The 24,317-nt window shown below is 59.0% G+C and carries 24 protein-coding genes; 7 read left to right on the top strand and 17 right to left on the bottom strand.

The window, feature by feature from the left end; translation table 11 throughout:
- Nucleotides 1-15: 15 nt before the first annotated feature.
- From J3P77_RS01090 to J3P77_RS01060, 7 genes are all read right to left on the bottom strand, one after another.
- Entirely contained in the window at nucleotides 16-891 is an 876-nt protein-coding gene (locus J3P77_RS01090) for an ABC transporter permease subunit (protein ID WP_434679039.1), read from the bottom strand.
- A complete protein-coding gene (locus J3P77_RS01085; protein ID WP_434679038.1) occupies nucleotides 888-1,808 on the bottom strand; it encodes an ABC transporter permease subunit in 921 nt (306 codons plus the stop codon). The genes J3P77_RS01090 and J3P77_RS01085 overlap by 4 nt, the downstream gene beginning before the upstream one ends.
- The gene (gene potA / locus J3P77_RS01080) at nucleotides 1,805-2,947 is read right to left on the bottom strand and encodes a polyamine ABC transporter ATP-binding protein (protein WP_434679037.1); all 1,143 of its coding nucleotides are present in this window, start codon (nucleotides 2,945-2,947) and stop codon (nucleotides 1,805-1,807) included. Before potA ends, J3P77_RS01085 begins: the two co-directional genes overlap by 4 nt.
- 56 nt (nucleotides 2,948-3,003) lie before the next feature.
- Nucleotides 3,004-4,098: a polyamine ABC transporter substrate-binding protein gene (locus J3P77_RS01075; protein WP_434679035.1), complete on the bottom strand. Its 1,095-nt coding sequence runs from the start codon at nucleotides 4,096-4,098 to the stop codon at nucleotides 3,004-3,006.
- Nucleotides 4,099-4,271: 173 nt separating this feature from the next.
- The gene (locus J3P77_RS01070; RefSeq protein ID WP_434679033.1) at nucleotides 4,272-5,369 is read right to left on the bottom strand and encodes a polyamine ABC transporter substrate-binding protein; all 1,098 of its coding nucleotides are present in this window, start codon (nucleotides 5,367-5,369) and stop codon (nucleotides 4,272-4,274) included.
- A 158-nt stretch (nucleotides 5,370-5,527) separates the two neighbouring features.
- Complete coding sequence (locus J3P77_RS01065) at nucleotides 5,528-6,892, bottom strand: aspartate aminotransferase family protein (RefSeq protein WP_434679032.1); 1,365 nt, start codon at nucleotides 6,890-6,892, stop codon at nucleotides 5,528-5,530.
- Between the two features lie 68 nt (nucleotides 6,893-6,960).
- Complete coding sequence (locus tag J3P77_RS01060; RefSeq protein ID WP_434679031.1) at nucleotides 6,961-8,319, bottom strand: glutamine synthetase family protein; 1,359 nt, start codon at nucleotides 8,317-8,319, stop codon at nucleotides 6,961-6,963.
- A gap of 527 nt (nucleotides 8,320-8,846) precedes the next feature.
- Here J3P77_RS01060 and J3P77_RS01055 point away from each other — a divergent pair.
- The gene (locus J3P77_RS01055; protein ID WP_434679030.1) at nucleotides 8,847-10,223 is read left to right on the top strand and encodes a glutamine synthetase family protein; all 1,377 of its coding nucleotides are present in this window, start codon (nucleotides 8,847-8,849) and stop codon (nucleotides 10,221-10,223) included.
- A 123-nt stretch (nucleotides 10,224-10,346) separates the two neighbouring features.
- Here the strand turns inward: J3P77_RS01055 and J3P77_RS01050 are convergent, their stop codons facing one another.
- The 6 genes from J3P77_RS01050 to J3P77_RS01025 all read right to left on the bottom strand — a co-directional run bounded on the left by J3P77_RS01050 (nucleotide 10,347) and on the right by J3P77_RS01025 (nucleotide 15,685).
- Nucleotides 10,347-10,562, bottom strand: coding sequence for a TOBE domain-containing protein (locus tag J3P77_RS01050; protein WP_056842174.1), 216 nt, complete (start codon nucleotides 10,560-10,562; stop codon nucleotides 10,347-10,349).
- A gap of 25 nt (nucleotides 10,563-10,587) precedes the next feature.
- Nucleotides 10,588-11,400 carry an aliphatic sulfonates ABC transporter ATP-binding protein gene (gene ssuB, locus J3P77_RS01045; protein WP_434679029.1) on the bottom strand — a complete coding sequence of 271 codons (813 nt, stop codon included), beginning with the start codon at nucleotides 11,398-11,400 and terminating at the stop codon, nucleotides 10,588-10,590.
- Nucleotides 11,397-12,194 (bottom strand): aliphatic sulfonate ABC transporter permease SsuC, encoded by a 798-nt coding sequence (gene ssuC, locus J3P77_RS01040; protein WP_434679028.1) that lies wholly within the window; start codon nucleotides 12,192-12,194, stop codon nucleotides 11,397-11,399. Before ssuC ends, ssuB begins: the two co-directional genes overlap by 4 nt.
- Before the next feature lie 28 nt (nucleotides 12,195-12,222).
- Nucleotides 12,223-13,188 (bottom strand): sulfonate ABC transporter substrate-binding protein, encoded by a 966-nt coding sequence (locus J3P77_RS01035; protein ID WP_434679026.1) that lies wholly within the window; start codon nucleotides 13,186-13,188, stop codon nucleotides 12,223-12,225.
- A gap of 320 nt (nucleotides 13,189-13,508) precedes the next feature.
- Nucleotides 13,509-14,147, bottom strand: coding sequence for a peroxiredoxin (locus J3P77_RS01030; protein WP_434679024.1), 639 nt, complete (start codon nucleotides 14,145-14,147; stop codon nucleotides 13,509-13,511).
- Nucleotides 14,148-14,317: 170 nt separating this feature from the next.
- Complete coding sequence (locus J3P77_RS01025) at nucleotides 14,318-15,685, bottom strand: OprD family outer membrane porin (protein ID WP_434679023.1); 1,368 nt, start codon at nucleotides 15,683-15,685, stop codon at nucleotides 14,318-14,320.
- Between the two features lie 200 nt (nucleotides 15,686-15,885).
- On the opposite strand from J3P77_RS01025, the gene J3P77_RS01020 reads away from it, so the two are divergent.
- The gene (locus J3P77_RS01020) at nucleotides 15,886-16,269 is read left to right on the top strand and encodes a hypothetical protein (protein ID WP_434679022.1); all 384 of its coding nucleotides are present in this window, start codon (nucleotides 15,886-15,888) and stop codon (nucleotides 16,267-16,269) included.
- A gap of 369 nt (nucleotides 16,270-16,638) precedes the next feature.
- On the opposite strand, the gene J3P77_RS01015 is transcribed toward J3P77_RS01020, so the two are convergent.
- Nucleotides 16,639-17,079, bottom strand: coding sequence for a hypothetical protein (locus J3P77_RS01015; protein ID WP_434679021.1), 441 nt, complete (start codon nucleotides 17,077-17,079; stop codon nucleotides 16,639-16,641).
- Here J3P77_RS01015 and trmL point away from each other — a divergent pair.
- Entirely contained in the window at nucleotides 17,078-17,533 is a 456-nt protein-coding gene (gene trmL, locus J3P77_RS01010; protein ID WP_434679019.1) for a tRNA (uridine(34)/cytosine(34)/5-carboxymethylaminomethyluridine(34)-2'-O)-methyltransferase TrmL, read from the top strand. The genes J3P77_RS01015 and trmL overlap by 2 nt on opposite strands.
- 306 nt (nucleotides 17,534-17,839) lie before the next feature.
- Here trmL and secB read toward each other — a convergent pair whose 3' ends face one another.
- From secB to J3P77_RS00995, 3 genes are read right to left on the bottom strand one after another with little or no spacing between them, the layout of a single operon-like run.
- Nucleotides 17,840-18,328, bottom strand: a complete 489-nt coding sequence (gene secB, locus J3P77_RS01005) for a protein-export chaperone SecB (protein ID WP_434679018.1) — start codon at nucleotides 18,326-18,328, stop codon at nucleotides 17,840-17,842.
- Nucleotides 18,329-18,369: 41 nt separating this feature from the next.
- Nucleotides 18,370-18,621, bottom strand: a complete 252-nt coding sequence (gene grxC, locus J3P77_RS01000; protein WP_434679016.1) for a glutaredoxin 3 — start codon at nucleotides 18,619-18,621, stop codon at nucleotides 18,370-18,372.
- Between the two features lies 1 nt (nucleotide 18,622).
- Nucleotides 18,623-19,036, bottom strand: a complete 414-nt coding sequence (locus J3P77_RS00995; protein WP_434679015.1) for a rhodanese-like domain-containing protein — start codon at nucleotides 19,034-19,036, stop codon at nucleotides 18,623-18,625.
- Nucleotides 19,037-19,181: 145 nt separating this feature from the next.
- Between J3P77_RS00995 and gpmI the strand changes: the two genes are divergently transcribed.
- The 4 genes from gpmI (at nucleotide 19,182) to J3P77_RS00975 (ending at nucleotide 24,296) form a co-directional block, all read left to right on the top strand.
- Complete coding sequence (gene gpmI / locus J3P77_RS00990; protein WP_434679014.1) at nucleotides 19,182-20,714, top strand: 2,3-bisphosphoglycerate-independent phosphoglycerate mutase; 1,533 nt, start codon at nucleotides 19,182-19,184, stop codon at nucleotides 20,712-20,714.
- Nucleotides 20,715-20,854: 140 nt separating this feature from the next.
- Entirely contained in the window at nucleotides 20,855-22,156 is a 1,302-nt protein-coding gene (locus J3P77_RS00985) for a murein hydrolase activator EnvC family protein (protein ID WP_434679013.1), read from the top strand.
- Nucleotides 22,157-22,189: 33 nt separating this feature from the next.
- A complete protein-coding gene (locus tag J3P77_RS00980) occupies nucleotides 22,190-23,506 on the top strand; it encodes a S41 family peptidase (protein ID WP_434679012.1) in 1,317 nt (438 codons plus the stop codon).
- A 4-nt stretch (nucleotides 23,507-23,510) separates the two neighbouring features.
- Nucleotides 23,511-24,296 carry a divergent polysaccharide deacetylase family protein gene (locus tag J3P77_RS00975; RefSeq protein ID WP_434679011.1) on the top strand — a complete coding sequence of 262 codons (786 nt, stop codon included), beginning with the start codon at nucleotides 23,511-23,513 and terminating at the stop codon, nucleotides 24,294-24,296.
- Nucleotides 24,297-24,317 lie beyond the last annotated feature (21 nt).

Raw genomic sequence — 24,317 nt, 5'->3', positions numbered from 1 at the left:
CAAATCGGTTGGCAATTACGCGGCCCGGCGTGGATCCGGTTGTTTCCATGAATCGGCAGCGGCTTCTTCGATGGCTTGCTGGATGGCACGTTTGCGGCGCTCTTCGGCGCTGCGGGTGTAGTACCACACCAGGAAGGTCGCCAACGACACTGCCAGCAGGATCAGACTCGCCACTGCGTTGATTTCCGGTTTCACGCCCAGACGCACGGCGGAGAACACTTCCATCGGCAAGGTCGTCGAACCCGGCCCGGATACGAAGCTGGCCAGCACCAGATCGTCCAGCGATAACGCGAACGACATCATGCCGCCCGCTGCCAGCGAAGGCGCGATCATCGGGATGGTTATCTGAAAGAACACCTTCCACGGCCGCGCGCCCAGATCCATGGCCGCTTCTTCAATGGACAGGTCCAGCTCGCGCAGACGCGCCGACACCACCACGGCCACGTAGGCCGCGCAGAACGTGGTATGCGCGATCCAGATGGTCACGATGCCGCGTTCCTGCGGCCAGCCGATCAATTGCGCCATCGCCACGAACAGCAACAGCAGCGACAGACCGGTGATCACTTCCGGCATCACCAGCGGCGCGGTGACCAGCCCACCGAAGAACGTGCGGCCCTTGAAGCGCGTGATGCGCGTCAGGACGAACGCCGCCATGGTCCCCAGGGCGACTGCGGCAATCGCCGTGTAGCAGGCGATTTCCAGCGAACGCATCACCGATCCCATCAGTTGGGCATTGTCGAGCAGGCCGACGTACCACTTGACCGACCATCCACCCCACACCGTCACCAGCTGCGACGCGTTGAACGAGTAGATCACCAGGATGACCATCGGCGCATAAATGAACACCAGGCCAAGGACCAGCATCAGGTTCGAGAATCGAAAGCTCTTCATGCCTTGCTCTCCAGTTCTTTAGCCTGACTGCGGTTGAACAGGATGATGGGCACGATAAGCACCAGCAGCATGATCACTGCCAGGGCGGACGCCACCGGCCAGTCACGGTTGTTGAAGAATTCCTGCCACAACACGCGGCCGATCATCAGGGTTTCAGGGCCACCCAGCAGCTCGGGGATCACGAACTCGCCCACCACCGGAATGAACACCAGCATGCAGCCTGCGATGACGCCATTCTTGGACAGCGGCACGGTGATCTTCCAGAAACTGTTGAAGGTGCTCGAACCCAGGTCTGACGCTGCTTCCAGCAGACTCTGGTCGTGTTTCACCAGATTGGCGTAGAGCGGCAGGATCATGAACGGCAGGTACGAATAGACCACGCCGATGTAGACCGCCAGATTGGTATTGAGGATCTGCAAAGGCTCATCAATCAGCCCCAGCCACATCAGAAACGCATTGAGCAGCCCGTTGTTGCTGAGGATGCCCATCCACGCATAGACGCGAATCAGGATCGCGGTCCAGGTTGGCATCATGATCAGCAGCAACAGCACTGTCTGCATGTCTTTGCGGGCGTTGGCAATGCCGTAGGCCATCGGATAGCCGATCAACAGGCACAACAGCGTGCTGATGAATGCCATCTTCAGAGAGCCCAGATACGCCGAAACGTACAGCTCATCGCCGCCGAGCAAGGTGTAGTTGGCCAGGTTCAGGATCACCTGCAACTTTTCCTCGGCGTAGCTGAATATCTCGGTGTAAGGCGGGATCGCTACATCGGCCTCCGCGAAGCTGATCTTGACGACGATCAGGAACGGCAGCGCGAAGAACAGGAACAGCCAGAGGAACGGTACGCCGATGACCACTTGCCGGCCATTGGGCGTGATCCGGTTAAGGGCGCGTTTGACCTTGCGGATTTTCATGAGCGCAGCACCACGCCGCTGTCGTCTTCCCACCAGACGTAGACTTCATCGCCCCATGTTGGCCGCGCACCCTGGCGCTCGGCATTGGCGACAAAAGACTGCACCAGCTTGCCGCATGGCAGCGCAACGTAGAACACCGAATGGCCGCCCAGATAAGCGATATCGTGAACCTTGCCGCGTGACCAGTTGTACTCGAACGAAGGCTGTTCGGTGGTGATAAGCAGCTTCTCGGGACGCAGCGCATAGGTGATGTGCTTGTCTTCCACAGAGGTACTCACGCCGTGGCCAACGAAGATATTGCGCTCAAGCTCGGGACTGCGGATCAGCGCATGGCCTTCCATGTCCTCGATCACTTCGCCTTCGAACAGGTTGACGCTGCCAATGAATTCGCAGACCAGGCGGCTGGTCGGCGTTTCATAGATATCGATCGGGCTGCCGATCTGCGCGATCCAGCCCAGGTGCATGATCGCGATGCGCTCGGCCATGGTCATGGCCTCTTCCTGGTCGTGGGTCACCATGACGCAAGTCACGCCAACCCGCTCGATGATCTCGACCAGCTCCAACTGCATCTGCGAGCGCAGTTTCTTGTCCAGCGCACCCATTGGCTCGTCGAGCAGCAACAGCTTGGGTTTCTTGGCCAGCGAACGCGCCAGGGCGACCCGCTGACGCTGTCCACCGGACAACTGGTGCGGTTTGCGCTTCGCGTACTGGGACATCTGCACCAGCTTGAGCATTTCCGCGACGCGGGCATCGATCTCGGCCTTGGGCAGCTTGTCCTGCTTGAGACCGAAGGCGATGTTGTCCGCCACGGTCATGTGCGGGAACAGCGCGTAAGACTGGAACATCATGTTGATCGGGCGTTCGTACGGCGGCATGTCGGTGATGTCGACGCCGTCGAGGAAGATTCGTCCCTCGGTCGGACGCTCGAAACCGGCCAGCATGCGCAGCAGCGTGGATTTTCCCGAGCCTGAACCGCCCAACAGAGCAAAGATTTCGCCCTTGTGGATTTGCAGGGACACGTCGTCCACGGCAACCGTTTCATCGAATTTTTTCGTGACCCGGTCGATCTTGACCAGCACCTGTTTAGGTTGCTGACCGCCTTCCAGGGATTTTTTGTAGGCGCCGGAGGCAACTGCCATGGGTGAAACTCCCAACACAAGTGCAGCCCGACCTGTACGGCCGGGCGCTGGATTTTTTATTTGCCCGACTTGACCTTGGTCCAGCTGCGGGTCATCAGGCGTTGCACCTTGGGTGGCAACTCACTGTTCACGTATAGCCGGTCCTGCACGTCCTGCGGCGGATAAACCGCTTCGTCGGTGCGGATCTCCTGGTCCATGAACTCACCGGCTGCCGGGTTGGCATTGGCATAGCCCACTTCGTCACTGACCTGAGCGATCACTTTGGGGTCAAGCATGTAGTTGATGAACGCGCTTGCGGCCTTGACGTTTTTGGAGTCCGCCGGGATCGCGAGCATGTCGAACCACAGGTTGCCGCCCTCTTTCGGGATGCTGTAAGCGATCTTGACGCCCTTGCCCGCTTCCTCGGCACGCGCCTTGGCCTGGAACACGTCGCCCGAGAAACCGGCTGCAACGCAGATGTCGCCGTTGGCAAGATCAGTGATGTACTTGGACGAGTGGAAATAAGTCACGTACGGGCGAATCTTCAGCAGCTTGGCTTCGGCCGCCTTGTAGTCAGCCTCTTTGGTGCTGTTTGGGTCCAGGCCCATGTAGTTGAGCATCGCCGGCAGCATCTCGTCCGCGGAATCGAGGAAGGCGACGCCGCAGCTCGACAGCTTCTTGATGTTTTCAGGTTCGAACAGCACCGACCACGAATCGATCTTGTCGACGCCCAGTACGGCCTTCACTTTCTCGACGTTGTAACCGATGCCGTTGGTGCCCCACAGATAAGGCACGGCGTACAGGTTGCCCGGATCGTTCTTTTCCAGACGCTTGAGCAGCGCCGGGTCGAGATTCTTGTAATTGGGCAGCAGCGACTTGTCGAGCTTCTGGAAAGCGCCCGCCTTGATCTGCTTGCCCAGGAAATGGTTGGACGGCACCACCACGTCGTAGCCGGTACGGCCGGCCAGCAGTTTGGCTTCCAGCGTCTCGTTGGAGTCGAAAACGTCGTACATCGGCTTGATGCCGGTTGCGCTCTCGAAGTCGGTCAGCGTGGTTTTGCCGATGTAATCGGACCAGTTGTAAATGTGCACGGTCGACTCAGCCTGGGCACTGACTGCGATAGTCAGCCCGACGCCGGCCAGCAGGGCTTTGGAAAACAGGGAAGTAGACAAAGAGTGGGTCCTTTTAACAGGGGGAGCCTGGAAGCCGGAGCGCATCCGGACAACGGAAACCGGCGCGCAACTTACCTTCTAAAGGTCCATCCAGCAAAGTTTTCGACAACATTCCTGTCTGTTGGATGCTGCGCGGCCAGGGCCACGCAGCATCCACAGGTTTCATGACAGGTTTATTTACCCGATTTGATCTTGGTCCAGCTGCGGGTTAGCAGGCGCTGGGTGGCGGCCGGCAGATCAGCGATAGCATAGAGTTTGGCCTGCACATCGGCAGGCGGGTAAACGCCCGGATCGCTGGTGATGTCTTTGCTGACCAATGGCGTGGCTGCCGCGTTGCCGTTGGGGAAGCGCACCGCGTCAGTGATTTCGGCCATGATTTCCGGCTTCATCAGGAAGGTCATGAACTTGTAGGCACCTTCGACGTTTTCAGCATCCTTGGGGATGGCGACCATGTCATAGAAGCTGCCGGCGCCTTCCTTTGGAATGTTGTAGCTCACCTTGACCTTGCCACCGGCTTCTTCGGCGCGGGACTTGGCCTGATAGATGTCGCCCGAATAACCGACTGCAACGCAGATGTTGCCGTTGGCCAGGTCGGAGATGTACTTGGACGAGTGGAAATAGCCAATCGAAGGACGGATTTTCATGAACAGCGCTTCGGCTTCGGCCAGCTGCTTCTTGTCTTGAGAATCGGTTGGATAGCCCAGGTAATGCAGGGCAATCGGCAGCATCTCGGTCGGCGAATCGAGGAAGCTGATGCCGCAGGCTTTCAGCTTGGCAGCGTTCTCGGGCTTGAACAGCAGATCCCAGGAGTTGACCGGCGCATCGGCGCCCAGCGCTGCCTTGACCTTGTCGGCGTTGTAGCCGATGCCGATCGAGCCCCACATGTACGGGAAGGCGTGCTTGTTATCCGGGTCGCTGACGGAAACGGCCTTGAGCAGCGATTCGTTCAGGTTCTTCCAGTTCGGCAGCTTGGAGCGGTCCAGCTCCTGATAAACGCCCGCCTTGATCTGTTTGGCCAGGAAGTTGTTGGACGGCACGACGATGTCGTAGCCGGATTTGCCGGCCAGCAGTTTGGCTTCAAGCGTCTCGTTGCTGTCGAAAACGTCGTAGACGACTTTGATGCCCGACTCTTTTTCGAACTTGGCAACGGTGTCCGGCGCGATGTAATCGGACCAGTTGTAGACGTGCAGCACTTTGTCATCGGCCTGCGCAGCTGCGGCCACAACACCCATGAGGGACAACGCGAGAAGGGTCTTGCCAAATGTTTTCATGCACAGCTCCAATGTTTTTTATCACTGACCGTTAGGATTCTGTATCAAGCCACCGCCTTCAGAAGCGCCGGTCCCTGTGGGGAGCGGATTGCGCCGCGAAGAGGCCGGTACATTCACAACCGCCTTCGCGGACAAGCGGATCGCCGCCCGGTTCGCTCCTACAATTGCAGTGCTTCCAGCGTCAGGTCGAGGCACTTGCGGGCCTTCTCCACCAGTTCGTCGATTTCCGCAAAACTGATGACCAAGGGTGGCGCGATGATCATGGTATCGCCAACTGCGCGCATGATCAGGCCATTCTCGAAACAGAAGGTTCGGCAAATCATGCCGGCACCCTTGCCGCTATAACGCTCGCGCGTAGCCTTGTCTTTCACCAGTTCGATGGCGCCCAGCAGGCCGACACCACGCACTTCGCCCACCAAGGGATGGTCGCTCAGCTCACGCAGACGCTTTTGCAAGTATGGTGCCGTTTCCGACCTGACCCGTTCGACGATCTTTTCTTCGCGCAGGATACGTATGTTTTCCAACGCGACCGCTGCTGCCACGGGATGGCCCGAATACGTGAAACCGTGGTTGAAATCGCCGCCTTCGTTGAGCACGGCAACGATGTCGTCCCGCACTACCAGCCCCCCCATTGGAACATAGCCTGAGGTCAGGCCTTTGGCGATGGTCATCATGTCCGGTTTGAGGCCGTAGAAATCGCTACCAAACCACTCACCGGTACGCCCAAAGCCACAGATGACTTCGTCCGCCACGAACAGGATGTCGTAACGCTCAAGGATTTCCTTGATCTTCGGCCAGTAGCTGTCGGGCGGCACGATGACGCCACCGGCACCCTGAATCGGCTCGGCGAGGAATGCACCGACGTTGTCGACACCCAGTTCGAGAATCTTCTTCTCCAGCTGCTCGGCGGCCCATACCCCGAATTCGTCTGGAGACATGTCGCCGCCTTCGCCAAACCAGTACGGCTGGGGAATATGGGCGATGCCGGGGATCGGCAGATCGCCCTGCTCGTGCATATACGTCATGCCGCCCAGGCTCGCGCCGGCCACGGTGGAACCGTGGTAACCGTTGACGCGGCTGATGATGGTTTTCTTGTTCGGCTGGCCCTTGAGCGCCCAGTAATGACGAACCATGCGCAACATGGTGTCGTTGCCTTCGGAACCGGAGCCGGTGAAGAACACATGGTTCATGCCCGCAGGCGTGATTTCCGACAGTGCCTTGGCGAGTTCGAGCGCAGGCGGGTGGGCGGTCTGGAAGAACAGATTGTAATAAGGCAGCTCACGCATCTGGCGGCTGGCAGCGTCGGCCAGTTCGTCCCGACCGTAGCCGATGGCAACGCACCAAAGGCCGGACATGCCGTCGAGGATCTGGTTGCCTTCGCTGTCCCACAAATACACGCCTTCGGCGCGGGTGACGATGCGCGGTCCCTTTTCCTTCAGCTGCTTGTAGTCGCTGAATGGCGCCAGGTGATGCTCGCTGCTCAAGGCTTGCCATTCGAGGGTTTGCGGGTTTTTGGCAGTCATGCGGCACATCCTTTATCAATTCGGTTGAAGAACGCCGCCTGCGCAGGCGCGGCGGCGTTGTTCAGCGGTCAGACGGCAAAAAGCAGGAATTCGCGCTCCCAGGAACTGATCACGCGCTTGAAGTTCTCGTGCTCGGCGCGCTTGACCGCGACGTAGCCGACGATGAATTTCTTGCCCAGATACTTTTCGATGGTCTTGCTGTTTTCCAGACGCTCCAGCGCATCTTCAATGGTCAGCGGCAGGCGCAGGTTGCGGCGCTCATAACCCCGGCCAACCACCGGCGCACTCGGGTTGATGCCCTCGACCATGCCGATGAAGCCACACAACAGGCTCGCGGCAATTGCCAGATAGGGGTTGGCATCGGCGCCAGGCAGGCGGTTTTCCACGCGGCGGTTCTGCGGCACGGCATCCGGGACCCGCAGGCCCACGGTCCGGTTCTCTTCGCCCCATTCGACGTTGACCGGCGCGGAGGTGTCCGGCAGGAAGCGGCGGAACGAATTGACGTTGGGCGCGAACAGCGGCAGCAGCTCGGGAATGAATTTCTGCAGGCCACCAACGTGATTCAGAAACAGCTGGCTCATCGTCCCGTCTTCGTTGGAGAAGATGTTCTTGCCAGTGTGAATGTCGATGATGCTCTGGTGCAGGTGCATGGCGCTGCCCGGCTCGCCGGTCATGGGCTTGGCCATGAAGGTCGCCGCCACATCGTGCTTGAGCGCGGCTTCGCGCATGGTGCGCTTGAACACCAGGATCTGGTCAGCCAGCGACAGTGCGTCGCCATGACGGAAGTTGATCTCCATCTGCGCCGTGCCGTCTTCGTGGATGAGCGTGTCCAGATCCAGATTCTGCAACTCGCACCAATCGTAGACATCTTCGAACAGCGGGTCGAATTCGTTGGCCGCCTCGATGGAGAACGACTGACGTCCGGTTTCCGGCCGACCGGAACGCCCGACCGGAGGCTGCAACGGATAATCCGGGTCGTCGCTGCGCTTGGTCAGGTAGAACTCCATCTCCGGTGCGACTATCGGCTGCCAGCCCTGATCAGCGTACAGCTTGAGAACTTTCTTCAAGACGTTGCGCGGGGACAGCTCGATGGGGTTGCCTTGCTTGTCGTAGGTGTCGTGAATCACCTGCGCAGTGGGCTCTATGGCCCAAGGGACCAGATACACCGCGTTCTGGTCAGGGCGACAGATCATGTCGATGTCGGCGGGGTCCAGCAGTTCGTAGTAGATCTCGTCTTCTACATAGTCGCCGGTCACCGTTTGCAACAGCACGCTTTCGGGCAGACGCATGCCCTTTTCAGCGATGAACTTGTTGGTCGGTGAGATCTTGCCGCGGGTGATCCCGGTGAGGTCGGACATCATGCATTCGACTTCGGTGATCTTGTGTTCTTTCAACCAATCGGTGAGCTGGTCGAGGTTGGTACTCATAAATACCTCAGGGTTTGTCGTGTCCTGATGGAATCAGGCGTTTCCAGACGCATTGGCGTCAGGGTATACAACTCGTTTCGGCAGGCGCGAATACGCGGTAAGGTGGCACCTGCGTGTGTGAATTCATGGGCAGCATGGTACCCCGGACGTCGAGACGTTCAGCGGCAGGCCATTATGGACGCTAATGTGACAGACATGATGACTGCTCTGCACGTCGCAGAAGCGTAAGCCAATCATGGGAAGGCAAGGCATCGAACCCCCGGTATTATTGCTCTATGGGTCGCAATCGAGCTTAGCCTTGTTCATTTTTTTATACAACTTCCCGTTAAAGGCTTTAGACAGATCGCTGACACGCATATGCCGCACAGCCCACGGTGTCAAAACCACGCCCCAAATAGCGGCAAAAACGGCGTCACGGGGCAATTTTGGGGCAACCTGTGGCTCTATTGACTTCATCATGGCTTTCGGATTGACTGAAACCCGTAATACTCGATGATTGATATTTTTAACAACAAAGGTGTTGCATCATGTCGGTACCCCCGCGTGCCGTTCAGCTTAACGAAGCGAACGCGTTCCTTAAGGAACATCCTGAGGTTCTGTACGTTGACCTTCTGATTGCAGATATGAATGGTGTGGTGCGCGGCAAGCGCATCGAGCGCACCAGCCTCCACAAGGTTTACGAGAAAGGCATCAACCTGCCTGCCTCCCTGTTTGCCCTGGATATCAATGGCTCGACGGTGGAAAGCACCGGTCTTGGCCTGGACATCGGCGACGCCGATCGAATCTGCTATCCAATCCCTGACACCCTGTGCAACGAACCCTGGCAGAAGCGCCCGACCGCGCAATTGCTGATGACCATGCACGAGCTGGAAGGCACCCCGTTCTTTGCCGACCCGCGTGAAGTGCTGCGTCAGGTGGTTTCCAAGTTCGATGACCTAGGCCTGACTATCTGCGCGGCTTTCGAGCTGGAGTTCTACCTGATCGATCAGGAGAACGTGAATGGCCGCCCGCAACCTCCACGCTCGCCGATCTCCGGCAAGCGCCCGCACTCGACACAGGTCTACCTGATCGACGACCTCGACGAATATGTCGATTGCCTGCAGGACATCCTTGAAGGCGCGAAGGAGCAAGGCATTCCGGCCGACGCCATCGTCAAGGAAAGCGCCCCGGCGCAGTTCGAAGTCAACCTGCACCACGTTGCCGACCCGCTCAAGGCGTGCGACTACGCGGTACTGCTCAAGCGACTGATCAAGAACATCGCTTACGACCACGAGATGGACACCACTTTCATGGCCAAGCCCTATCCGGGTCAGGCAGGAAATGGTCTGCACGTCCACATCTCGATCCTGGACCGCGATGGCAAGAACATCTTCACCAGCGAGGATCCCGAGCAGAACGCCGCATTACGTCATGCGATCGGCGGTGTGCTCGAGACCCTGCCGGCGCAAATGGCGTTCCTGTGCCCGAACGTCAACTCGTATCGCCGGTTCGGTGCTCAGTTCTACGTACCCAACTCGCCTACCTGGGGCCTGGACAACCGCACGGTTGCCATTCGCGTGCCTACAGGCACTGCCGATGCGGTGCGTATCGAACACCGCGTTGCCGGTGCCGATGCCAACCCGTATCTGCTGATGGCTTCGGTCCTGGCGGGCGTACACCACGGCCTGACCAACAAGATCGAGCCTGGCGCGCCGGTTTCGGGCAACTCTTACGAGCAGCACGAACAGAGCCTGCCGAACAACCTGCGCGATGCACTGCGCGAGCTGGACGACAGCGAGGTCATGGCCAGGTACATCGATCCGAAGTACATCGATATCTTCGTGGCCTGCAAGGAAAGTGAGCTGGAGGAGTTCGAACACTCCATCTCCGACCTTGAGTACAACTGGTATCTGCATACGGTGTGATTCACGCCGGGCAACCTGAACGCCGCAAGCGCTAACGCCTTGCGGCGTTTTCGTTCAAGCAGAAGACGGTCGCAAAAAACCCCGGAGGGTTTCCACCGTCCGGGGTTCTGTACAACGCTGCGGTCACAGCTTGGCAATCGATACTTCGGTGGATTTCACGAACGCAATCACTTCGCTGCCAACCCCCAGTTCCAGCTCTTTGACCGAGCGGGTGGTGATGACCGAGGTGACAATGCCCGAGGCGGTCTGCACGTCGATTTCCGACAGTACGTCGCCCAGAACGATTTCCTTGATGGTGCCTTTGAACTGGTTACGAACGTTGATGGCTTTGATTGTCATGGTATGGCTTCCTTTGGGGATCGTATTAATTGGCCCAACGCAGCTGCGTGGGCAATGGTGAAGTGGGTTCGGGTTCCGGCGGTGAACCGGGGAAAGACAACATGCGATTGAGGACTTCGGTTTCCAGCGCCGCCAGGCGGTGTGAACCCCGAGCGCGCGGGCGCGGCAGGTCGACAACCAGGTCCAGACCAATTCGGCCTTCTTCGATCAGGATGACCCGATCGGCGACCGCGACGGCTTCGCTTACATCGTGGGTGACCAGCAGCACGGTAAAACCATGCTTGCGCCATAGCGTTTCGATCAGCTGTTGCATCTCGATCCGGGTCAGCGCATCCAGCGCGCCCAGCGGCTCGTCGAGCAACAGCAGACGAGGCCTGTGGATTAGGGCGCGAGCCAGCGCCACCCGCTGCTTCTGTCCGCCGGACAAAGCCGCCGGCCATTCGTTGGCGCGCTCGGCAAGGCCCACCGCTTCCAGCGCTTCAAGCGCCTGGGCACGCCAGTCGCCGGTCAGCCCCAGGCCTACGTTGTCGATGACCTTTTTCCACGGCAGCAGCCGCGCTTCCTGAAACATCAGGCGGGTGTCTTCCCGGGCATCGGCCAGCGGCGCGGAACCGGCCAGCAACTGGCCCTGGGTCGGCTTGTCCAGACCGGCCAGCAGGCGCAACAAGGTACTTTTGCCGCAACCACTGCGCCCGACCACGGCCACGAACTGCCCGGCCGGAATATGCAGATCGATATTCTTGAGCACTTCGCGGCTGCCAAATGCTTTCTTCAGCTTGCGAACCGCCAGCGGAATGCCACGCAGCAGATGCGGCGGTTGTTGTTTCAGGCTCGTCATGCGGCACCGCCTTTGTGCACTTGATAGGCCGGATGCCAGCGCAGGCACACACGTTCCAGAGCTCGCGCGGCGAGATCCGCCAGCTTGCCGAGCACCGCGTAAAGCAGAATGGCCAGGACGACGACATCGGTTTGCAGAAACTCGCGGGCATTCATGGCCAGGTAACCGATCCCGGAGCTCGCCGAAATGGTTTCAGCGACGATCAGCGTCAGCCACATGAAACCCAGCGCGAAGCGCACGCCGACCAGGATCGAAGGCATGGCGCCGGGCAGGATCACATGCCTGAACAGGCTGAAGCCGGACAAACCGTAGCTGCGTGACATTTCCACCAGCGCTGGATCGATGTTGCGGATGCCGTGATAAGTGTTGAGGTAAATCGGGAACAGCGTGCCCAGCGCGACCAGAAATATCTTGGCCGTTTCGTCAATGCCGAACCACAGGATCACCAGTGGAATCAGCGCCAGATGCGGCACGTTACGGATCATCTGTACCGAGCTGTCGAGCAGGCGCTCGCCCCAGCGGGTCAGCCCGGTGATAAACCCAAGCGCCAGCCCGATGCCGCCGCCGACGGCAAAACCGATTCCCGCCCGCCAGCCGCTGATCGCGAGGTGGGTCCATATTTCGCCACTCGCAACCAGGTTGACGCCTGCGCTTATGACCGCGCTTGGTGCCGGCAGAATACGTGTCGACAACCAGCCTGCGCTGACCGACAGCTGCCAGAACGCCAACAGCAAGACGGGAAGCGCCCAAGGTGCCAGCCGGTGAATGACGCGTTGTGAAGCGCTGAGGCTCATGGAGTTGTCTCCTTCGGGGGCCGGTCGATCACTGGGTCTTGGCGACGGCAGCGGGCGGCGTCCACACCACATCAGCGATGCTGAGCGGTTTGGGGATCAACTTGAGCTGATAGAAGGTGTCAGCGATTTTCTGCTGCGCAGCGACTACCGGTGGCGTAAGAAACAGCGCGCCATAGCCCTGGCGCTTCACCGAAGTCAGCGTGATGTCGGCGGGCAGGCCGAGCAATGGCGAAACCTGCTTCGTCACTTCCTCGGGGTGCGCTTTGGACCACTCGCCTACTGCGCGAACTTCTTCGATCAGCGTCTGAATCACCTGCGGATTCTTTTGCGCGTAGGGTTTGGTAGCGAGATAGAACTGGTGGTTGTCGACGATGCCGGTGCCGTCCTTCAACGTGCGCGCCTGCAACTGCTGCTCGGCCGCCGCCTGATACGGGTCCCAGATAACCCAGGCGTCGACACTGCCGCGCTCGAACGCCGCGCGTGCATCGGCGGGCGGCAGAAATACGGTCTGGATATCGGAATATTTCAACCCTGCATCTTCAAGGGCGCGGACCAGCAGGTAATGCACGTTGGAGCCCTTGTTGAGCACCACTTTCTTGCCTTTGAGGTCTTTGACCGAGGTAATCGGTGAGTCCTTGGGGACAAGAATCGCTTCGCTGGTCGGAGCTGGTGGCTCATATGCCACGTAAAGCAGGTCTGCACCGGCTGCCTGGGCAAACACGGGAGGCGTCTCGCCGGTCACGCCGAAATCGATGGAACCGACGTTCAAGCCTTCCAGCAGTTGCGGGCCACCGGGGAATTCGGTCCACTGCACTTTCACGCCCTGCTCGGCCAGGCGCTTTTCAAGCGAACCCTTGGCCTTGAGCAGCACCAGCGTGCCGTATTTCTGATAACCGATGCGCAGGTCTTCAGCCTGGGCCTGAGTAATGACGCCGAAAGAAACTGCCGCGGCAAACAGAGCGACCAGGCCTCGACGCAAAAAGATAGTGCGCATGGCGCGCTCCTTTGCAAACAGAAAGTTGGTCACCTGCTCGACCGATGGCGGCCCAGTAAGGTGCGATTGGCGGGCGGCATCGCCCGTAGTGGAAGTGACAGTAACAGGTGTTTTTTATATCTATAAATCTTATTTATTCATTTGGTTATTCTTTAAATGAATATAGCCGTAGGAGCGCGCTTGCCCGCGACGTTGGTTTGCTCGGTTGTGTCAGGTGCATCCGGTACCCCTGGTCGCGGGCAAGCGCGCTCCTACGCGTCAGTGCGCATAAAAAAGGGCCGACAAGTCGGCCCAAGGTTCACTCATGGTTGAAACGATAATCAGCGATTTGGCTGCGGGGTCAGGCGCAGGTAAGGCGTGACCGCCGTATAGCCGCGTGGAAACCGTTCTTTGATCTCGGCCTCGTCCTTGATGGAGGGCACGATGACCACATCTTCGCCATCCACCCAGTTGGCTGGCGTGGCGACTTTGTAATTGTCAGTCAATTGCAAGGAATCGATGACCCGCAGGATCTCGTTGAAATTGCGTCCGGTGCTGGCCGGATAAGTAATGGTGAGCCGAACCTTCTTGTTCGGGTCGATCACGAACAGCGAGCGCACGGTCAGCGTGTCGTTGGCGTTGGGATGGATCAGGTCATACAGGTCGGACACCTTGCGGTCGGCATCTGCCAGGATTGGAAAGTTGACCTGTGTGTTTTGCGTGGCATTGATGTCATCGATCCACTTTACGTGAGAGTCCACCGGATCGACCGACAGCGCGATAGCCTTCACGCCGCGCCTGGCAAATTCATCCTTGAGCTTTGCAGTAAACCCCAGTTCGGTGGTGCAGACCGGCGTGAAGTCTGCCGGATGAGAAAACAGAACACCCCAACTGTTGCCCAGCCACTCATGGAAGCGGATAAGGCCTTCACTCGACTCTTGCTCGAAGTCCGGGGCGATATCGCCAAGTCGCAGTGTCATGGTGTTGCTCCTTGTCTTGTTCAGGAAGCTTTCAGTTAAGCCCCACTCTGCCTGCCCACACGGTAAATTGAAAAGAATAGATATGGATGTGGTTAGAACTGGTTCGAATATCAAAAATCAGGCAAAAGAAACCCCGCACGGGGCGGGGTTCCTTTGGAGCTTCAGAACACTTACATGAAATTGTAGGTGTAGTTGAAGATTACGCGGGTCTGGTCGGCGTCGGTAGAGTTGAGCAGACCAGTATCGCCACGATAGGTACCGTGACGAACAGTGGTGCCGAAGCCTTTCAACGGACCGCTCTGGATCACGTAATCAACGCGCATGTCGCGTTCCCACTCGGAGAATTCACGACCTGCGTTAACGGTGCCTTGACGACCTTTGATGTCATCGCCATGCAGATAAGCAATCGCGGCCTTCAGACCTGGAATGCCAGCCTTAGCAAAATCATACGAGTACTGACCGAAGGTGGTGTTCGTGCCGGCCCGGTTGAACTGATTGATCATCGAGTCAGTGAACAGGTAGAAGCTTGCGCCGCCGTTACCGTCAAGACTACCGAGACCGTTATTCTTACGTACCGAACCTTGGTTCAGGTTAACGAAACCACCGTCGTCGCCGACTTGTTGATGGCCGACCATGAACGCGTTACCGCCCAAGGTATAGGTGAACATGGCAGACCAGGTGCTGTTATCGACCTCGCCTGGCTTCTTGGCATAACCATTGTTGTTGTTGAAAGTGTAACCGGTAGCACCATCATCGTTCTTGCCATCGGAGCTGCTGTTGAAGTAACGCAGGTCGGTCTTGAACGACTGGTCATCGGCGATCTGGTAAACGTGAACCAGACCCAGGAAGTGCTGCTTGTAGAAGTCTTCCAGATTCGCGAAATAGTATTGCAGGGTCAGGTCTTTCGTGACTTTCCAGTCAGCACCAGCAAATCGGAACTCGTCACTGCCTTTGGCTGCGCCGTTTACCGACAGATCACCCCAGTCGCTAGAGGCACGACCAATGCCTTGGGTCAGTTGACCGGCAGTGAAGGTCACATTGTCCAGGTCTTTGGAAGTCAGGATGCCGCCTTCGAAAGCCTGAGGCAGCAAGCGACCATCGTTGCTGACCAGAATCGGCAGGTTTGGCGCGAGCGCATTACCGACTTTCAGCTCAGTCTTGGAAAAGCGAGCTTTGACGTTGGCACCGACGCGGCTCCAGCTATCAACGGAAGAACCGTCAGTATCTGCCGGGACAACAGTGTTAGCGGAACCAGCGTTATGGTGCTTGATACCACCGCCCAAGCCGAAGCCGACGAGTGCCTGAGCATCAAGGCCGAATCCTATAGTGCCTTGAGTGAAGCCCGAAATGTAGTCGAACTTGAGGCCAGTAGCAGTTTCTTCCTGCTCAGGAGCTCGGTAGCCTTCACGAACATTGTTATCAAAATACAGGGTACGGGAACTGACGGACGCTTTGCTGTCTTCAAGAAAGCCAGCTGCACCGGCCTGCTGAGCCATGATGCCGAAGGTTACGGCCAAGGCCAGGGACGACTTCTTCATTACTACGCTCCTCGTGAATCTAATTTTTTATGTCCATGGTGCCGGGCATATGCCCTGACCCATGGATACGCGTTAGACGACAGTCCCGGCTCTTGAAGGCCAATGGTAGCTGTGCGTCCCGAGACTTTTACGACTAGACCGCGTGTATCGGTGGCTGCACGGTAGTGAAAAAGCGATAAACCTAAAAGTAACCGTTGGTAATGCTTTTAGATCCATCAGCTATATCAGCGTCCGTATTTATCAGCCGGCACCGAGTGTATCGGCCAATTTACGTAATTCCCAAAAAATATTTTCAGGTCATTCGTCAGATCTTTTTGTTTGCCAGCGCCTCGCGGCGGCTAATCGCTGCCTTGGAGCCGTTTTTCCGAAGAAACGACATTAAATACAGCGAATATATTGCTTATAAAACAGTAACTTACACACAGGTAGCAGCAATTATGACAATTGCCACCATGCCGACGATCGCTCCGTGCATGCTCGCAAAAGAAACTTTGAAAATCGCGTTTTCGGGACGCTCATCAGGCCAGAAAGCGCTCAAAGCCCAAGCTTCCAGCCTGGATGCCGTGAACCAATCCAGGGAGTAACTGTCGCTCAGCGGCCTCTCGATTCAGCAAAAGCCATGCCGCCTGTTGGCGGGCCAACCAGAGGCGGTGCTTCAGCTTAATTGCGCCTCAGGCGTGATCAGACGTTCATGCTGACATGCATCAGCATGGGCACTCTAAGCGCTTTTATGCTCGATTTATGTGCAGAAATGGATCATATGGGGTGCCGAAACATGGCGTAGAAGGCAGCCGCCCTCAGGACGTTGCGTCCGAGAGCCCATAAACAGGCGGGTTTGAAAAATATTTGCTGATGATCAGGCTTGATCCCCAAAACTGGCACGCCCTCTGCAATAGGTCATACATCACCAGTTTTGGGGACCTTGGTACAGGCAGGCCGGGGATTCCCCTCTTTTATTCCTCTCGGAGACTGACCTCCAGTCTCCAGCGCCCGTCCACCTCTGCAGTGCGCCAGTCGCCATGCAGAGGGCGGGCCGCGAGTAGCGTCAGCACCAGCCCTTTTTCCCCTCGCTCCACCCTCCAGCGCGCCACCTTGTTATCGAACCGTAGCTGGCCGTTCCACGGCTGCCCGTAGGCGTCAAGCTTGACCACCACGGCACCGTCGACCGTTTCGCCCTTGAAGGTCGGCTCTTCGTTGAACCAGAGCGCCAGGCCGGTGGGCAGTTCTTCGATCTGCATCAATTCCACGGGATCGGGCTGCTGCAGGCGACCGATGATGGACCCCACCGTGAAGCCGACAATTGCCATGGAACCCAGAACCCGCGGCCATAGCTTCGGCCTTGGGTCCTCTTCAGGGGTAGAATGCATCCCGTCCTTTTGTTCGGAGCCGTGCATGTTTCACGTCATCCTTTTTCAACCAGAAATTCCGCCGAATACCGGCAATGTAATCAGGCTGTGCGCCAACAGTGGCTGCACCCTGCATTTGATTGAGCCCCTGGGTTTCGAGCTGGACGATAAACGCCTGCGTCGGGCGGGGCTCGACTACCACGAGTATGCCACGCTGCAAACTCACGCCGACCTCGCCAGTTGTCTGGAAAAGCTCGGCAACCCGCGCGTATTCGCCTTCACCACCAAAGGTTCGCGACCGTTTCACGATGTGCGTTTCGAAAAAGGCGATGCCTTTATCTTCGGCCCGGAAAGCCGCGGCTTGCCCGCCGACATCCTCGACCCGCTGGGCCCGGACCAGCGCCTGCGCCTGCCCATGCGCGAAGGCTGCCGCAGCCTGAACCTGTCCAACACCGTGGCCGTCGCAGTGTACGAGGCATGGCGGCAGAACGGCTTTGCGTAACTTGTAGGAGCCAACTGTCTTTAACCCACCGCTGATCAACGGTCAGACAGAATGCATCCACCGCCCTTGCTGCCGCTTCGCGCCAGATCGTCAGCAAGCTAACTCCCACGCCCTCCGGGCAGAAGCGGATTGATTCTGCTAGCAGGGCGTAGGAGCGCTTGCCCGCGACACATACGACGCGCGGTGTCAGCCAGACCGCGTAAGGCTGTTCGCGGGCAAACGGAACGCCGCCCGGCCCGCTCCTACAGGTATTCCCCCACAAAAAAAGCGCCCCAAAGGGCGCTTTTTTTTGTGAGCCGGTAACGCTTACTGCACGGTCGGGGTTTCGCCCGCTTCCTGCATGCGTTGCAGCTCTTGGGCGTACAGCGCGTCGAAGTTCACTGGGGCCAGCATCAGCGCCGGGAACGAACCGCGTACCACCAGGTTGTCGATCGCTTCGCGAGCGTACGGGAACAGGATGTTCGGGCAGAACGCGCCCAGAGTGTGGCTCATCGAAGCGTCGTCCAGGCCTTTGATCAGGAAGATACCGGCCTGCTGGACTTCAACGATGAAGGCCACTTCGTCACCGTTGTTGACGGTAACGGACAAGGTCAGGACCACTTCGTAGAAATCACCCTCCAGCGGCTTCTGACGGGTGTTCAGATCCAGGCTGACACTTGGCGTCCATTCCTGACGGAAGATCGCCGGGCTTTTCGGCGCTTCGAACGACAGGTCGCGAACGTAGATACGCTGCAGGGAAAACTGAGGTGCGTTTTCTTCGGAGTTGGCGGCAGCGTTGTTCGGTTGATCGGTCATTTCAGATCCTTCACAAATAGGGGGCTAGTAGGAATAAGGACTCAGGCCAGCAGCGCGTCGAGCTTGCCGGCACGCTCCAGCGCGAACAAATCATCGCAACCGCCGACGTGAGTCGAGCCGACCCATATCTGCGGCACAGACGTACGGCCCGCCTTTTTCGTCATTTCGGCACGAAGCTGCGGCTTGCCATCGACAACGATTTCCTCGAACGCCACGTTCTTGCTCTTCAGCAGCTGTTTGGCGCGAATGCAGTACGGGCAGTAGTCACTGGAATAGACGAGGACGTGGGGCATTTCACTTCACCAGAGGGAGATTATCGGCGCGCCAGCTGGATACACCGCCGGACAACTTGGCCGCCTTGAAGCCGGATTTCAGCAGCTCACGGGCGGTACTGCCTGCATGCTGCCCCATTGCGTCGACTATGATCAACGTCTTGTCCTTGTACTTCTGCAGCTCGGCGGTGCGTGTCAGCACCTTGTCCTGCGGAAAGCTCAGGGCGCCGACGATATGGCCGGCTGCGTAGTCCTTGGCGGGACGTACGTCGATGACCACGCCCTGGTCGGCGTTGACCAGCGCGGTCAGTTCGCCCGTGCTGAGACTGCGGCCACCTTTGCTCATTTCGTAGGCGATGAGCATGACCAGCAGGATGACGAATGCTCCCGTAATCAGATAGTGGGTCGTGGCGAATTCAAGCAGATTAGCAACCATCGGTCGGTTCCAGGGCGTTAAAATGTCGGCCAGTATACACAGCACCCAAGGTCGGCCAAAGTCCGTACGGCAGTGACGCCGTTTGAACTTGTCCTTAAAATGCCGATCTTTTCCTACTTCCATCAACCAGCCTCGAGTGGGTCCCATGACTGCCACCCCAAAACCTCTGGTCCTGATCATCCTTGACGGCTTCGGCCACAGCGAAAGTCCCGAAGGCAACGCCATCATGGCCGCCAAGATGCCGGTCATGGATCGCCTGTACGAGACCATGTCTCACGGCCTGATCTCGGGGTCGGGCATGGACGTCGGCCTGCCGGACGGCCAGATGGGCAACTCCGAAGTCGGCCACATGAACCTGGGCGCCGGACGGGTGGTGTATCAGGACTTCACCCGCGTGACCAAGGCTATTCGCGACGGTGAGTTCTTCGAGAACCCGACCATCTGCGCCGCGGTGGACAAGGCAGTGAGCGCCGGCAAGGCCGTTCATATCATGGGTCTGCTGTCCGACGGCGGCGTACACAGCCACCAGGACCACCTGGTCGCCATGGCCGAGCTGGCTGTGAAGCGCGGCGCTGACAAGATCTATCTGCACGCTTTCCTGGACGGTCGCGACACGCCGCCACGCAGCGCGCAGCACTCGCTGGAACTGATGGACCAGACCTTCGCCCGCCTGGGTAAAGGCCGTACCGCCACCATCATCGGCCGCTACTTCGCGATGGACCGGGACAATCGTTGGGACCGCGTTTCCACCGCCTACAACCTGATTGTCGACGGCACCGCCGAATTCCACGCCGACTCCAGCATCGCCGGTCTTGAAGCCGCTTACGCCCGCGACGAGAACGACGAGTTCGTCAAAGCCACCCGCATCGGCGAGCCGGCCAGGGTCGAAGACGGCGACGCCGTGGTGTTCATGAATTTCCGCGCCGACCGCGCCCGGGAACTGACGCGGGTATTTGTCGAGGACGACTTCAAGGACTTCGAGCGCGCACGCCAGCCGAAGGTCAACTACGTGATGCTGACCCAGTACGCAGCCAGCATCCCCGCGCCGTCGGCCTTTGCCGCGGGCAGCCTGAAAAACGTGCTGGGCGAGTATCTGGCCAATAACGGCAAGACTCAGCTACGCATCGCCGAAACCGAGAAATACGCGCACGTCACCTTCTTCTTCTCGGGCGGTCGCGAAGAGCCGTTCCCCGGTGAAGAGCGCATCCTGATCCCGTCGCCGAAAGTCGCCACCTACGACCTGCAGCCGGAGATGAGCGCACCGGAAGTGACTGACAAGATCGTCGATGCCATCGAGCATCAGCGCTATGACGTCATCGTGGTCAATTACGCCAACGGCGACATGGTTGGGCATAGCGGCATCATGTCCGCAGCGGTCAAGGCAGTCGAATGCCTGGACGTTTGCGTGGGTCGCATTACCCAGGCGTTGGAAAAAGTCGGCGGCGAAGCCTTGATCACCGCCGACCACGGCAACGTCGAGCAAATGACCGACGACTCCACCGGCCAGGCGCATACCGCGCACACCTCGGAGCCGGTGCCGTTCATCTACTTCGGAAAGCGCCCTCTTAAAGTGCGTGAAGGTGGCGTATTGGCCGATGTTGCTCCCACCATCCTGCATCTGCTGGACATGGAAAAACCGCAAGAGATGACCGGCCACTCCATTCTGGTCGCACAGTAAAGGCTCCGAACCGGCGCGTCATGTGCCGGTCAAGCGCCAATCAGCCCCAAAGCAGCCGCTGCGGGGCGTTTTTTTTGCAGCGTATGGCGGGCATACTAGGCCCGACATTTTCTTATCACTCCTCGGTATCGCCCACCCTCATGCTTCGCGCCTTGATCGCCCTCGTTCTGATGTGCCTGCTCAATCCGGCGTTCGCCGACGATGAGCGTGCGCAAACCCAAAAACAGATTGATGCCGCGCGTCAGGACGTCGCCGAGCTGCAAAAAGTGCTCAGCAAGCTCCAGGAAGAAAAAGCGGGTGTCCAGAAAGACCTCCGCACCACCGAAACAGAAATGGGCAAGCTGGAAAAGCAGGTCGAGGTCCTGCAAAAGGAACTAAAAAAGACCGAAGCCGAGCTCCAGAAGCTCGACGGTGAAAAAGCCCGACTCAACAGCGCCCGCGCCGAACAACAACGACTGATAGCCATTCAGGCACGCGCCGCCTATCAGAGCGGTCGCCAGGAATATCTCAAGCTGTTGCTCAACCAGCAGCATCCCGAAAAGTTCGCCCGCACCCTGACCTATTACGATTACATGAGCCAGGCGCGCCTGGCCCAGTTGCACAGTTTCAACGAGACGCTGCGCCAGCTTGCCAACGTCGGCAAGGAGATCGATCTGCAGCAGGCACAGCTGCTGGTCCAGAAAAGCAACCTCGACAGCCAGACCGAAGAGCTGGCCAAGGTTCGTCAGGAGCGCCAGCAGGCGCTGGCCAGACTCAATCAGGATTACAAGGCCCGCGACCAGAAGCTGCAGGCCCGTCAGCAGGATCAGGAGGATCTGGCCAAGGTTCTGAAAACCATTGAGGAAACCCTGGCGCGTCAGGCTCGCGAGGCTGAAGAGGCGCGTCAGAAAGCGCTGATCGCCGCGCGCGAAGCCGAGGAAAAGCGCCAGCGCGAAGCTGAAGCCGTCGCCCGAAAAGGCGATGATGAACCCGCGCCGCGCCGCCCGGTCAAAGCCCCCGGCTCACTGGTTTCCAGCGCCGGCGTCTCGTATGGCGGACCTTTTGCCGAAGCACGCGGAAAACTTCCGTGGCCAATCGATGGTCGACTGCTTGCACGCTTTGGTGAAGCACGCGGTGATGACGAACGAACCAAATGGGACGGCGTCATGATCAGCGCGTCGGCAGGCAGTCAGGTACGCGCCGTGCATGGCGGACGAGTGGTGTTCGCCGACTGGTTGCGCGGCGCCGGGCTTCTGGTCATTCTCGATCATGGCAATGGTTATCTGAGCCTGTATGGTCATAACCAGAGCCTGCTCAAGTCGGCCGGCGATATCGTCAAGGCCGGCGAGGCGATTTCCACCGTAGGCAACAGTGGCGGTCAGGACACCTCAGCGTTGTATTTTGCTATTCGTCAGCAGGGTCGCCCGAGCGATCCAGCCCAATGGTGTCGCACGCAAGGATAAGTGGGCACCAAAATCTCCAGGAGTTCGTTAGACATGCTGCATTTGTCCCGCCTCACCTCGCTGGCCCTGGCTGTCGCCATCGTTATCGGCGCGCCACTGGCGCAGGCTGCCGAGAAAACCTCGCCAGCTCCGGCAGCAGCAGTCGCACCCGCCAAGGCGCCGTTGCCGCTCGAAGAGCTGCGCACCTTCGCCGAGGTCATGGACCGGGTCAAGGCAGCGTATGTCGAGCCGGTGGACGACAAAACTCTGCTGGAAAACGCCATCAAAGGCATGCTCAGCAACCTCGACCCGCACTCGGCCTACCTTGGCCCGGAAGACTTCCTGGAACTGCAGGAGAGCACCAGCGGCGAGTTCGGCGGTCTGGGCATCGAAGTCGGTGTCGAGGACGGTTTCGTCAAAGTGGTCTCGCCCATCGACGATACGCCAGCTTCCAAGGCCGGTATCGAGGCCGGTGACCTGATCGTCAAGATCAACGGCGCGCCGACTCAAGGTCAGACCATGCAGGAAGCGGTCGACAAGATGCGCGGCAAGATCGGCGAGAAAATCACCCTGACACTGGTTCGCGACGGCGGTAACCCGTTCGACGTGACCCTCGCGCGCGCCACGATTCAGGTCAAGAGCGTCAAGGCGCAGATGCTGGAGAACGGCTACGGCTACATCCGCATTACCCAGTTCCAGGTCAAGACCGGTGAAGAAGTCGGCAAGGCGCTGGCCCAGCTGCGTAAAGACAACGGCAAGAAAATGAGCGGTCTGATCCTCGACCTGCGCAACAACCCAGGTGGCGTGCTGCAGTCGGCGGTGCAAGTCGCCGACCACTTCCTCACCAAGGGTTTGATCGTCTATACCAAGGGTCGCATCGCCAACTCCGAATTGCGCTTCTCCGCCGATCCGGCCGATGCCAGTGAGAATGTGCCATTGGTGGTGCTGATCAACGGCGGCAGCGCTTCGGCTTCCGAGATCGTCGCCGGCGCGTTGCAGGATTCCAAGCGCGGCATCCTGATGGGCACCGACAGCTTCGGTAAAGGCTCGGTGCAGACCGTGCTGCCGCTCAACAACGACCGGGCGCTGAAGATCACCACCGCGCTGTACTACACGCCCAACGGCCGTTCCATCCAGGCGCAAGGCATCAACCCGGACATCGTTGTGCGTCGGGCCAAGGTCACCAGCGAAGCGGATGGCGAAAACTACAAGGAAGCCGATCTGTACGGCCACTTGGGCAACGGCAACGGCGGCGCGGACAAACCGACCGTCAAGGGCGGCGCTTCCAAGGCGCGGCCGCAGGATGATGACTTCCAGCTCAACCAGGCTCTGAGCCTGCTCAAGGGACTGAACGTCACCCGCGGCAAATAAGCGCATGCGGCTGCTTGCTCTCCTGACGCTGGCGCTTTCGCTGATCGGTGCTGCCGATGCGGCGGCGCCGGCGGTCCCGGCCTCCCGGCCCGCCGTCGCGTACCTTACCGTCATCATCGACGACCTGGGCCAAAGCCCGGAGCGGGACAGCCGCACGCTGGCGCTGCCGGGCCCGGTGACGCTGGCGATCATGCCCGACACGCCACACGCCACGGACTTTGCGCACCAGGCTCACAAAGCTGGCAAGACCATCATCCTGCATATGCCGATGGACCCGGCAACCGGGCCGTATGCATGGCACCCAGGGCTGCCCATCGCCGAACTGGAAAGCCGCCTGAACGCTGCGCTGCTCAAGGTGCCATACGCCGCCGGCATCAACAATCACATGGGCAGCCGCATGACGTCGGAGCCAGTCGCAATGGGCTGGCTGATGGCGGAACTGCAACGACGCCATCTGTTTTTTGTCGACAGCCGCACCAGTGCCAGAACGGTAGCTGCTGCCCAGGCGCAGAAAATCGGCCTGGCAAGCGTTTCCCGGGATGTCTTTCTCGACGACGAGCGCACCGCCGACGCCATCGCCCGCCAATTGCGCATTGCGGTCGAACTGGCGCACAAGCAAGGCTCTGCCGTGGTTATCGGCCATCCTTATCCGGCCACTCTTGATGTGCTGGAGCGCGAGCTGCCCAGACTCAAGGCTCAGGGCGTCGAATGGATCGATCTGCCGAGCATGATCAGCCTGCGCGGTAACAGGGCCATGTCCGGGCATGGGGCCAACGGCGTTTATCGCTGAATTGTGCTTCGCTGACGTGGC

It is taken from the genome of Pseudomonas sp. R1-18, from assembly GCF_051132095.1.
GTDB lineage: Bacteria > Pseudomonadota > Gammaproteobacteria > Pseudomonadales > Pseudomonadaceae > Aquipseudomonas.
This window is presented reverse-complemented; position numbering and strand designations above follow the sequence as displayed.